Here is a 12,597-nt window from a genome sequence, read left to right on the forward strand (position 1 = left end):
CCTGCAGAAAAAATATTTCTATATCATTTCATATCATTTAATCATTATTCAAGATATGCCATAATTACCTATCACCTATTTGATGAAGTATCTCTATTAAAAGCTAAGACAAGAATCATTGCAAGGATGCAAAACGTTCCAATCCATTGGAACCATCCCAAAGGCTCCTTTAACCAAAATACGGTTGTTAATACGGCCGCCAACGGTTCCAAGCTTCCCAAAAGACTGGACTCTTTGGGAGATAAGCTGTTTAAGCTTTCAATATAAAACCAAAAGGCCAGCATCGTTCCAAAAACGATGACGAATATCAAATATAAGCAGGCTTCTAACGGTAAGCCTTTAATATTCATCTGCCAAGGAGGGTGAACAAAACTTAACGCAACTCCTCCAATCAGCATCGCCCAGCCAACAATGACTACTGAGTCATATTTTTCAAGAAAGCGAACAGCATACAAGGTATAGAATGCAAGGGCAATCCCGGATAGTATTCCCCAAACAACTGCATCAGAGGGTACAGATAATTGAGACAATGAGCCATTAGTTAACAAGAAAAAACAACCCAGCAAAGCGAGTGAAACTGTATACATATCTTTCCTTGTGGGAATTGATTGTTTGCGGGCTAATAAGTATAAAATAATCATTACAGGAGCTAAATATTGCAATAACGTAGCTACAGCAGCGTTTCCACTTTCTATCGAAGCCATATAGGTATATTGAACCCCAAGCATACCCACTAATCCAAAAATCAAAAGTTGAAATGATAATTTTTTATCTTTCCAGATCTCAAAAATTTCAGTAGGACCTTTTTTAAAAATGTGAACAATTAGAAGCAGTAATCCTGCGATGAGTAGACGGATTGTAACGAACCAGCCCATATCGATGCCGTATTGTTGGAATAGCTTTTTTGCAACCGTTCCTCCGATTCCCCAAAAAACCGCTCCAGTAATGATGAAAAATATTCCTCTTCCTTTATTCATATGTCAACTCTCCATCAAAGTATTATAAAAGTAGCTTACTTACACTATAATAAAGAGGAAAGCTTTAAATATATACTAGGATCAAATCATAAAATATAAGCATATTGAGATTTGAGGTAATATGGATGCAAACGAAAAACTTTAAGATTGGTCAAAATTTTAAAGAGCTGACAGAACATCGAACTACAGTCTTACCTATCGCATGCTATCGCACAACTATTCGTCAAAACCTAAATGGATATATCCCTATGCACTGGCATGAAGAGTTTCAATTTGTTGTTATCATGAAGGGACAAGCCATTTTTCAGATCCAAGAAGAAAAAGTGAAGCTGGACGTAGGTGACGGAATTTTTATTAATAGCGGTTGCCTGCACCTGGCAAAAGATGATAACCACTCACAATGTGAGTATATTTGCTTAAATGTTTCGCCTAGTTTCGTTCTCTCTCAAGAGCTCTTTCGGACTTATGTATATCCTTATATCGAAGCAACTAACTTATCCTATATCATCCTGTCCGCAAGGGAAAGTTGGGCAAAAAACATCCTTGACGCGATTTTGGAAATTGACCGGCTGATCGATCAAAGTCCAGCATTATATGAAATAGATATTACAATGCAGTTAACTCACATATGGAGAAGCTTGGTGGTTAGCGGTTTTAAATTAGAGTACAAAGAAGCAGATATGTTGAAGAACCACAGAATGAAGCAAATGCTGCATTGGATCCATAACCATTTTGCTGAAAAAATCATTTTAGAGGATATCGCAAGGGCTGGGCAATTAAGCCGGTCCGAATGTTGCCGATATTTTAAACGCTTTCTAAAGAAGACACCTATGAATTATTTGATGGAGTACCGTATTCAAAAAAGCCTTATTTTACTGCAACAACCCGAATATAATATTACGGATGTTGCCTATCAGATAGGATTTAATAGCACAAGCTATTTCATCGGTCAATTTAGAAAATCAATGAACATGACACCTTTAGCCTATAAGAAGCAGAAGAAGATAACGTATTATACTTAAAACTTTCATTATAATAACTGCTGGCATCCGTCACATAGTTATCCTGGAAGTAAGCAGTCCCATTCAATCCTCCAAATTGTTCGTAGCCTCAAATGTGATAATCATTTACCCAAGGCAAAATAACCATCACGCTAGTACCTACCTGAACTTCTGAGTCTACCTTAATTTGTCCCCCATACATTTCTATTAATTGTTTACAAATGGATAATCCAATTCCCGTCCCTTTTTGCTTGGTTGTATAGAAAGGGTCAAATATTCGCTTTAATTTATCCTGTGGAATTCCTTCCCCATTGTCTTTAAAAATAAGTATAATTTCGTTAGTCTCAGCAGAGGCGCTAACTGTAATGTCTATTCTGCCGCTAAATGCTGTGAATGAATCAATACTGTTTTTTAATATATTTAGAATTACCTGCTCTAGTTGAGAGGCGTTTCCATACGTTAGTACTTTCTCTAGAGAATACTCCACGGTAAGAATAATATCATCACTAAGTATGAGTTGATTCACGATGTTATTAACTCTATGTATAGCCTCGATAACGTTATATACTACGCCGTTATTTTTCGAACTATCTCCTTTTCGAGCCAGTACTAGGAAGTCCGTTACTAATCCGTTAAGAGCATCAATCTCTTTGATGGTTATATCCAGATACGCACGCAATTCATCCGCCTTGATCTCCGGTTCATATAGCCTGTTATTTACAAGCTGGGCAAACCCTTTAATCGAAGCAAGCGGATTCCGTATTTCATGTGCCATACCAGCTGCCATTTGTCCCATAACAGCAATTTTTTGTTCATGCAAATTGTCAATCTGTTGATTTTTATTAGATAAATAACCCTTTGCAAAGCCCGTAAAACCGGTCCAGTTGCTTTCCATTAAACGATTATAAAAAAACAATCGAGTCGTAGAATCATCTTCCATCTCTTCAATGATCTTAAACATAATATTCTGAGCAATTAAGATTAAATCCTTGCTCATTTCAAGTAAGATATCAAAATGATCACCGAATATTTCTGCAGTATAAATCCCTTGCCCCACCCCCTCTTTTTCTAGTATGTTTAGGTATTGGTCGTAATCAAAGGAATCCAAGAACAGTGCCTCTATCATACTCATTAATATCGTGTTGAATGTTGAATCTAACAATTCCTTATGCGTCTTTACAAACCAGGCGGATTCGATATTTTTCATAGTTATAGAATGGTAATGCCTATCTAAAATAATTGGAACAGCTAGGGTTAATGACGAACGTAATGCATTGGCTCTATATGACATTTTCATCCTCCCTCTTTGTTGTTTTGTATTCAATATATATGTATGTTTTCCTGCTTCAAAAGAAACAGTAAGTCACTATATTTCACAAAACCAATAGTTTTACTTAATTAATAATTATAAGCGCTATAAAAAATGAAACACCCCAAGCTATTCCGCCTGTAACGGAATGGTTTGGGGTGTTGCAATTGAAACGATATAGTCTTTGCACTATCAAAAAAAGCATTTGATCTAGGATCAGATGCTTTTTTACGTTGCTCCTTGGTTATTCAAACAGATCATTCACGGAACGAATAGGCTTTACATCCATCGATTCCTTCGATGCGGCTAGATTCAAATACACTCCTACCCAGATGATTGCGCATAAAATGATATAAACCATCTCTTCATCCCCTCCCTTGCGTGGGTTTTATCAGCAATCTATTAATCGTCTCTGTACTCAAAAACATCAATGTTAGTAGGGTAAACACAACAAAGGGGAATAGATCTAGGCTTGTGTGTACAGCTAAAGATCCGAACAGTGGTGGAATTAATGTTGTTCCCGTGTACGCTACAGCCATTTGGTAGCCTATCAATCGGGCTGAATTCTCTCTGCCAAATCGGGAAGGTGTTTCATGCAGAAGACCCGGATAGATAGGCGCCAGACCGATACCGATCAAGAGGAATCCGAACAGCGATAAGGACGAATACAGCGGTAATAAAAGTATTACACCACCTACAATGGTTACCAACTGACCGTAACGGATAAGAAAGCGGTTATGAACCTTTAATGCGATGAATCCAGTTGTTAACCTGCCAACTGTGATGCCACCATAGTATAAGGAAATCCAACGTGCAGCCACATCAGCTGTGACCTCTCTTGTACTGACCAGGTAACTAGCACCCCAGAGCCCGACAATCGTTTCTATCCCGCAATACAGCAGGAAGGTAAGGAGCGTTGGCCTCACACCCCGTAAACGAAGTACGTTAGTTTGTAGCTTCGTTGTTGCTGCAGCTTCAACATGAAAATTTTCTAGCAGCTCCCCATCCTTCGAAAGCAGTTTCTCCTGCGTTGTAGCCACGCGCTTCCAGAGGGGTAGCGTCACAAGAAGAATGATCACGAGTAGGAACTGAATGATCGCAACAACTGCATAACCACCTCTCCATGACTGAGAGTTCACAAGATTGACAGCCATGATCATCGGCCCCATCGTTGCCCCCACACCCCAGAAGCAGTGCAGCCAGTTCATATGATGGGCTTTGTAGTTTTCTGCCACATAGTGATTTAATGCCGCATCCACCGCTCCCGCCCCAAGACCAAGTGGAATGGCAAACACTATAAACCAGAGCATCGATGGAGCAATGGAAAATCCAAGTAGCGCAACCGCAGTAAGGAAACAACTGAACAATGTGATTCTACCCGTACCCAGACGCTCGACCATCCTTTTGCTGAACAGACTGGACACGATGGTCCCTCCCGCAATGATCATGGACACGATACCCGCCGAGCCAAGAGATGAACCAATCTCGGGCCAGATAACGGGCCATGCCGAGCCAAGTAAAGAGTCAGGAAGTCCTAGACTGATAAAAGCCAGATATATAACAATCAAAAACCAGGTAGACAAGCATGCTTCCCCCTCGTGATAAAAATGATTCGACGCACGGGTAAAGAAATACATTTATACACTTAATAAATATACTTTATAAAGTCTATAAATTAAGTATGCGATATAACCATTCCTTTGTCAAGCAACCCATTCACTGATCCGAAGCTGTATCATTTGTTGCAGTGCATATCTGCAATTGGATTAATACTCATATTGATCACCTAAAAAAAGAGGCTTGTCCCATAAGTCATTCATCTCATGACTTATGGGACAACCTCTTAATGGAGCTCGACCAAATCCGGCTCCAATGACTTCAATGTCAACCAGCGCAGGCCGGCCTCGAAATCTTCTTGAAATGTATCTTGCATAACGATCTGTGGATAAATGGGCATTGGATGTCGAAGCTGATAAGCTTCCCAAGCAGATGTCCAGGTTTCTAACTCCACCTTATCCTGATATATTACAATTTTGTCCGGAGCAAGAACTGCATTCAGGGTTTGGATAATCCGGCAGGTAGTATCGATGAACGTGTCCTTGCCCATCTCCAGACTCCAGTCAGGCATGTCAGGCAGGAATTTTATTTCCCCTGACATGCCCTGATTGCCTTTAAGGATCTTTCCATTCAGATAGATCCCCATACCAGGCGGGTACCTGCTTGGAAAGTAAAGACCAAGCAAGTACTGCTTCTCTTCTCCCCCTTCGTTCATGCAATATCCGCTAATAGCTGCATTAACGTCATTTTCAACCAAGATAGGCAACTCAAATTGCTGCTCAATCTCTTGAATCATCCGTGAGCCAGTCAGCTCATGGTGGCTGCTGACTTTAATTTCGCCGTTGACAACCTGACCCGGAATGCCTATGCCAATAACCTTGATAGAAGGATACAAGGCTATAGAGTGTTCAATAATATCATAAAAAAATTGTCTCTCGTAGACTGGAATGATGTGTTCATCCTTCGCCAGAATTTCGTTCTCCAAATTCACGACGGTGGCTGAAATCAGCACCTGTCCCTCTTTATCCTTCAGATAAATGACCAGCCCGAGGCTGAAGTTGTAATTGTAGCGATAAGTTTGTGCTGGCCTACCGCCGTTTGATGGTACAGTCAAGTCTTCGAACAGCTCACCTAACTCGTGCAGCTCCTTGACTAATGAGTTTACTGTTACTACGCTCAGTTTGGTCAGTGTCGCCAGCTGGGGTTTGGTGGCTGTATTTATACGTTTCATCACTTGACGAACGTTGTTAAGGTTAATTTCCTTCATTAAGTTAGCGTTTGCTGTTCTCATAAGCCCCCCCTGCTCGATGAACGAATGGATTATTTCATCAGGTATTCGTTTTAAGTATGATTGTACCTTAATGTCGTCTTGTTTTCATCTTCATACCTTAAATACGACAGTGTTAAATAATAAATCACCGGGTCCATCAACTGAATTGCATAAAATTGAACCCGGTTCATGTTAATTCGTAATTACCCATTTTTGTCGATCAAGAGTAGGATCAAGTTCGCTTAGAGACAGTGTCGTTCCATCTGCTGATACTTCCAGCGCTTTCTTATGATAAGCAGAAGTAATACTAATGGTACCATCATCATTCTCGTGAAAAATCCAACGCTGATTGTTATATCCAAGATAATGGTATAACTGAATCTTATTTTGTCCTGTGTCGAGATCCAGCGCCTGACCAGCTGTTGTACGAATGGAATAGGAACCTGCATCATCCCCCGTCGGCACGAATACCCACTTCTGATCCGTAGAATTATTCGTTTCCTTCAGGGTAACCGCTTCACCATTTGCAAGATTTGCTGTGTAGAGAGATTTCTGTAGCTTTGCATTTACTAGACTGGATGTGGTCAAATTGGCAGGTGTTTCTCCGCTCACGTTAACGTTTTGATATGAAACATATCCACCAAATACATGTAGTCCAAAGTGACCTTCTGCAAAAGTGCCATCCTGCAGGTCGATCACTTTCTGCCCGTCCACATAAACCACAATATGCGGGCCCTTGGCTTCGATTTTCACTTTATAGGTTTGACCCGGCTGAATGAACGTAGGTATTTTCGCCAGCATTTGACGCTCTTCAAAACGGCCTTCGATTTTATAAAAGAGACGTACGGACTTCATATTCGGATCCAGATTTAAGTAGTATCCGCTGCGTCCATCTTCGCTTGAACGGAACAACATAGAGCCCGCTCCACCGGATTTACCTAACATCATCTCTGCTTCATAAGTAAAGTCTCCTGCCCGCTTCTCTGCGACATAATTTGCGTCACTCAAGTAACTTCCACGAATTCCATTTTCACTAATGACCCAAGAGGCTGCGGAAAGATCTTTAGTCCATCCACCTAAGTTCGTATGAAATTCACCATCCGTTACCTTAACTAATACGCTTGTTGATGTCTTCCCATTTGGAGTAGAGACAGTAATGATAGACTCGCCTTCTTTTTTACCTACAATGGTTACCTGTAAGTTATCTGCCACGTTTAGTTCAACTACATCTTTGTTACTGGAATTCCATTTCACCGGCTGTGCACCATTACCTGTACCATTCTCTACCATTGCCAGGAGTGTGTCGCTTTGCCCCTTGCTCAGTTCACGATCATTTGTATCCATCATTATCTTGGTAGCGGAATTAGAGTCCTGATTCCATACAGAGCCTAACCGGTTCACCTTCAGAGATACGACTTTTACGTTGCCCCCTTTGGTGTAAAAGCTTAAAGCCCTGCTGGCTGGATCTGGAAAAATGACATCAGACAAAACAACTTTACCGTTGTTGCCAAAAACCTCAACAGAAGACTCATCTACAAGGATACGCAGCTTAACACGCTTATTCTCCGTTGGCATTGGCGCTTCATGTCTTGTACTAAATAAACTCGAAAAATCCGTCAAACCAGATGCAGACCGATCCACAAAAATCTGACTCTCACTAGGTTTATATCCAACAACCGTTTGCTTACTTCCACTTTCACGAACGTTAAAGCCAAATTCACTCACCTGACTACCTGCTGGAACTTCCACTTCTGCTTCAATCTCGTATGCACCAGAGGTAATGCCTTTCAGTAGGTTCTGAGAAGAAGGAGTCACGACTTTATTAGCTGTAGAATACAGCTGACTACGCAGCGATTGGAGCTCCTTGATCGGACTCTGGGCGAGCTGAATCCCATCTTTAGTCGTTACCAATGTAACTTCTCTCGGGATAGACAGAACGCCTTTCCAGTTGGTCGTTGGAAAAGCAAACGGATAGTCCCAATTTGTCATCCATGCCATCATTACACTGCGATGATCTGGCATGTTCGAAAAAGACATTGAAGCGTAGAATTCTTTTCCAAAATCTGTTCGCAATACTTTCCCTGCTGAATTATCATTTACGAATTTACCTTCCGCCGTTAAATGACCCACAAAATATTCAGCATCTGATCCGCCTGTTTTTGAGTTCGCTCCTGTACTAATCATCAGAACCCATTTCTTCTGTGATGTTCCGTCTACCGAAAGTTGAAGCAAATCCGGACATTCCCAAACACCACCGCGAACATAATCCCCGTATCCCCAACTATCTGTCAGGGTCCAATCCAGTAGATTCGTTGAAGTAAAGAAACGAATATGATCTCCACCGGATACAACCATTACCCACCTGTTATTGTCGTTATCACGAATCACTTTCGGATCACGGAAATCCCAACTTCCGGGCTCCCCTCCACTATCGCCTGGATTCTCGATAACAATGGGTCGCGTTTTGGAATATTCCCAAGTACGACCTTGATCCTTGCTGTAAGCAAGACCGATACGCTGATTCCCATTCGGACTATCAGGATTATAGGAAGTGTAATATGCAATTAGCCCCTTACCTCCTGAGTCTCCGAACAAGCCTGATGCATTCGTCAAATCTGCTACAGCCGATCCAGACCAGACATGTCCATGATCATTCCACGGCAGCGCAATCGGAAGCCGCTTCCAGTTCAGCATATCTATACTGACAGAATGTGCCCATGTGCCTCCGTCCTGATGAAATAGATGATATTCTCCTTCGAAGTAGACCAGTCCATTCGGATCACTCGCAGAACCACGAATTGGCGTATAGTGATACTGAGGACGATATTTTTCATTATAATAACTGCTGGCATCCGTCACATAGGTATCCTGGAAGTAAACTGTTCCCTGTTTAACAACGATTCCTGCATATCCATCGGTGTAGGTTTTATCTGTTAGATCAATTGCAGCCGGGGTGTACCCGTCTAAGAAGACCTGAATTCTGTTTCCATTTGCCTTTATCTCTACGTGATGTTTTGCTCCGGTCTGACTTGGATAGGTACGCTGTGAACTTCCAATGGTTGTTCCGTTAGCTTTCGCCAAGCTTAAACGGACCTGATTCCCTTCCTTTGTAAGGGTAGCTTCATATCCCTTTGTTCCATCAGCCGTTGAACGAAATGCGAGTGCTGCAACAGAATCAGATTGAAGGGTTATATTTCCTTCATATACAAAATCAGAAGCTTGCCTATTATAAATTTGCTGTGACTTATTCTGGTTTATTCCCCTTCCTTTTTTGCCGCCGATATTAGGCTGCCATTCTCCTTTATTTGTAACCACTGTACCCAGATTTCCTTTCAGATCACTTACGATAATGTTTTGGAACAAAGCAGAACCATCCCATACATTGAGTCCTAGCTTACCCGTACGATACGTTTGATCCTGAACCTCAATCACAGGTTTATATTTATTGTCCCAATATACTTTCAGCGATGAACCCTCAGCTGTGACCTTAAGATGATAGATCTCTCCTTCCTTCACAGTAATCTTTCGCTCCTCTTTTAATTTCCCTTCAGTACCACTTGCGTCTCGTAAGCGGATTATACCTGCATTCGGTACGATTTGGAGCATATAGGAATTCCAACCCTCTTCATTAGAACGGAAAAGCAAGGTCGCATCAGCATTCATATCCTTGATCATGACATCTGCTTCATAAATAAAATCCTCTGACACCGTTTCGGAGATGGCCATTACATTTTCTTTTGGTTCCGAAGTCAGTAAGATCCCGTCAGGCGTATCCACCAGCTGCCCTTTTCCTTTTATTTGCCAACCTGTTAAGTTCGTTTTTGTTCTGGTTACGCTTTCAAAAATAGGAGCAGCCCAACCCGTACCGGGATTTGCAACATAAAGGCCTGCTGAAGTCATAACAAGTCCTGTGGCCATGAGAAAGCATAATACAATTTTTCCTTTGTTCCTCATCTTCTTCACCCTCTTTTTCTATCATTAATAACTACTCTTTTTAAAAATAAGAAGGAGGCCAATTCATCACTGCACTGACCTCCTCTATATATTCTTTTACAATTGAGCAGAAATCTGACTTTCCAGTGCTGTGAGTCCAAGAGCCAGAGCGCCGCATAATCCCGCCTGTTGGCCTAGACCTGGTGGAACGATATAATCATCTATGTGTTCCAAAATCGTACTTGAGCTAACATAGCCGTTCAGGTTCTGAAGCACAGCCTGCCGGATAAGTGGAAACAATTGTGACTGCTGCATAACACCGCCACCCAGAATGATTTTCTGAGGAGAGTTAAGCAATATAGCTCCCGTAATCGACTGTGCAATATAAAATGCTTCCATTTCCCATGCAAGGTGATCCATAGGAAGTTCATGCCCCTTCTTCCCCCATCTTGCTTCGATAGCAGGACCTGCCGCCATCCCTTCTAGGCAATCCCCATGATAGGGACATCCCCCCGGGAATACATCGTCAGGATGACGTCTCGTAAGAACATGCCCCCCCTCGGGATGCACAAGACCATGAATAAGCTTGCCTTCGGAATACACACCGACACCAATACCCGTGCCAACTGTATAGTACAAACAACTGGACAGCCCTTGGGCAGCGCCCCATTTAGCTTCACCGAATGCCGCTGCATTCACATCCGTGTCCCATCCAAAGGGAACCGAGAAGCTTTGCTGCAAAGTACCCAGCATATCGTAATTTCCCCACCCTGGCTTCGGTGTTGTTGTAACATAACCATATGTCGGGCTATTTGGATGTATATCGATCGGACCAAATGATCCAATTCCGATAGCTTCTACTTGCTTGCCTTGAAAATATTGAATAACTTTGGGCAACGTCACCTCAGGATGTTCTGTTGGGAAACTAAGCTGATCTTCAATTTTCCCATTTTCATTCCCAATGCCACATATAAACTTCGTCCCGCCAGCTTCAATCGCTCCTATACGCATATTCATGACTCCTCTCGGTGACTAATTCTTGTCTTGCCCAGCAGAGGGAGTAAGCTCATAGATATCCAGGGAAATCAGCAAGTCATTCTCATTTTCTGCAAACACAGCTATACCTTTAGATTCTAGTCCAGGGAATATAAGATCCGTAATCACTGCCTGACCTCTATTACTGAACGCCTCAACTGAAGAGCGATCCACAAAAATACGGAGATCATTTGACTCATCAAGCGCTTCGAGTTTGGCTGAATGATGTCCTACGAAATGTTCGTGGAAATCATGCTGACCTGAAGCCATCCGATCTACATAAAGCTCCTCGGTCTCACCGTTAATACCGATCACCGTTTGACTATCCGCACCTACTCTTACTTTGAAGCCTACAGATTTACCCTGAGTGAACTCAGCTATAATCTCATAAGATTCCAAGTGAATCTCCTTAAGAAGAGTATTGATTTCTTGCACCGTTGCCTCTTTCATAGAAAGGACTTGTACACGAGCAGATTCTAGCTCCCGTACCGGCTTCTGCACAAGAAAGATCTCCCCTTGTCTTGATTCGAGTTGAAGTTCCCTTGCCATCGTCATCGCGCCGCGGAATTGTTCTGCCGGCGTCTTGTTAGCATACATCCAGTTGCTCATCCAGCCGATAAATAGTCGTCTTCCATCTTCAGCCGGTATTTCAGACCAGCTTACACCTGCATAATTATCTCTTCCATAATCAATCCAGCGAACTTTTAGCGAATCTTCATCTGGCGTGAACACTTCTCCATCAAAATCCCCTGTGAAATACTGCGTTCTTGACCCTTCCACAAAAGCGGGATCCGCACCGATGCTCACAAGCATCACCCATTTCGTGTTCGAATGATCGCCAGCAATAGCAAGCGGGAACAAGTCTGGGCATTCCCATACCCCATCATGAGAACCGATTCCTTCACCAAATTCGCTGGCATATGTCCAGTTCATTAGATCAGGAGAATGATATAGACATACCGTTTGACCACAAGCTACAATCATCACCCATTTATTAGTATCTTTATGCCAAAATACTTTTGGGTCACGGAAATCAATAAATGTATCATGTTCAAGTACCGGATTTCCTTCATATTTCGTCCAGGTTCTTCCGTTATCTTTACTGTAGGCCAAGCTTTGACGCTGAATGGCTGGCTTGCCTTCTGGCATATCCAAATGATGCGTAAAAATCGCTACCAAACCTGGTTTACCTTCAAAAAATCCAGTCGTATTCTTCCAGTCAACTACAGCACTGCCGGAAAAAATCATACCTAATTCATCTGGAGCGAGAGCGATAGGCAGTTCCTCCCATGTAACAAGATCCTTGCTAACCGCATGGCCCCAGTGCATAGCCCCCATGGTCATTCCACCCGGATGGTGCTGAAAGAACAAATGATATTCACCCTCAAAATAAACCATTCCGTTTGGATCGTTCATCCACTTTTCCTTAGGGGAAAAATGATACACACCTCGGTAATTTTGTTTCGCAATCGTAGACATTATTGTTTTCTCCTTTACTCCCAAACACGGCCTTCA

8 protein-coding genes are annotated in these 12,597 nt (G+C 42.2%); 1 reads left to right on the forward strand and 7 read right to left on the reverse strand.

The window, feature by feature from the left end; all coding sequences use genetic code 11:
* Positions 1–71: 71 nt before the first annotated feature.
* Positions 72–977, reverse strand: coding sequence for a DMT family transporter (locus M2444_RS16485; protein WP_280787492.1), 906 nt, complete (start codon positions 975–977; stop codon positions 72–74).
* A 125-nt stretch (positions 978–1,102) separates the two neighbouring features.
* On the opposite strand from M2444_RS16485, the gene M2444_RS16490 reads away from it, so the two are divergent.
* Positions 1,103–1,999 (forward strand): helix-turn-helix domain-containing protein, encoded by an 897-nt coding sequence (locus M2444_RS16490; protein ID WP_280787493.1) that lies wholly within the window; start codon positions 1,103–1,105, stop codon positions 1,997–1,999.
* Positions 2,000–2,087: 88 nt separating this feature from the next.
* On the opposite strand, the gene M2444_RS16495 is transcribed toward M2444_RS16490, so the two are convergent.
* The 6 genes from M2444_RS16495 to M2444_RS16520 all read right to left on the reverse strand — a co-directional run bounded on the left by M2444_RS16495 (position 2,088) and on the right by M2444_RS16520 (position 12,561).
* Positions 2,088–3,275: a sensor histidine kinase gene (locus tag M2444_RS16495; RefSeq protein ID WP_094878934.1), complete on the reverse strand. Its 1,188-nt coding sequence runs from the start codon at positions 3,273–3,275 to the stop codon at positions 2,088–2,090.
* A 377-nt stretch (positions 3,276–3,652) separates the two neighbouring features.
* Entirely contained in the window at positions 3,653–4,870 is a 1,218-nt protein-coding gene (locus M2444_RS16500; RefSeq protein WP_280787494.1) for an MFS transporter, read from the reverse strand.
* 260 nt (positions 4,871–5,130) lie between these two features.
* Positions 5,131–6,111: an ROK family protein gene (locus M2444_RS16505; protein ID WP_481857505.1), complete on the reverse strand. Its 981-nt coding sequence runs from the start codon at positions 6,109–6,111 to the stop codon at positions 5,131–5,133.
* Positions 6,112–6,306: 195 nt separating this feature from the next.
* The gene (locus M2444_RS16510) at positions 6,307–10,068 is read right to left on the reverse strand and encodes a GH32 C-terminal domain-containing protein (RefSeq protein ID WP_280787496.1); all 3,762 of its coding nucleotides are present in this window, start codon (positions 10,066–10,068) and stop codon (positions 6,307–6,309) included.
* A gap of 96 nt (positions 10,069–10,164) precedes the next feature.
* Entirely contained in the window at positions 10,165–11,058 is an 894-nt protein-coding gene (locus M2444_RS16515; protein ID WP_280787497.1) for an ROK family protein, read from the reverse strand.
* A gap of 21 nt (positions 11,059–11,079) precedes the next feature.
* The gene (locus M2444_RS16520) at positions 11,080–12,561 is read right to left on the reverse strand and encodes a glycoside hydrolase family 32 protein (RefSeq protein WP_280787498.1); all 1,482 of its coding nucleotides are present in this window, start codon (positions 12,559–12,561) and stop codon (positions 11,080–11,082) included.
* Positions 12,562–12,597 lie beyond the last annotated feature (36 nt).

The sequence above is a fragment of the Paenibacillus sp. PastF-3 genome (genome assembly GCF_029893135.1).
In the GTDB taxonomy this organism is placed as follows: Bacteria; Bacillota; Bacilli; order Paenibacillales; family Paenibacillaceae; genus Paenibacillus_AQ; species Paenibacillus_AQ nitricinens.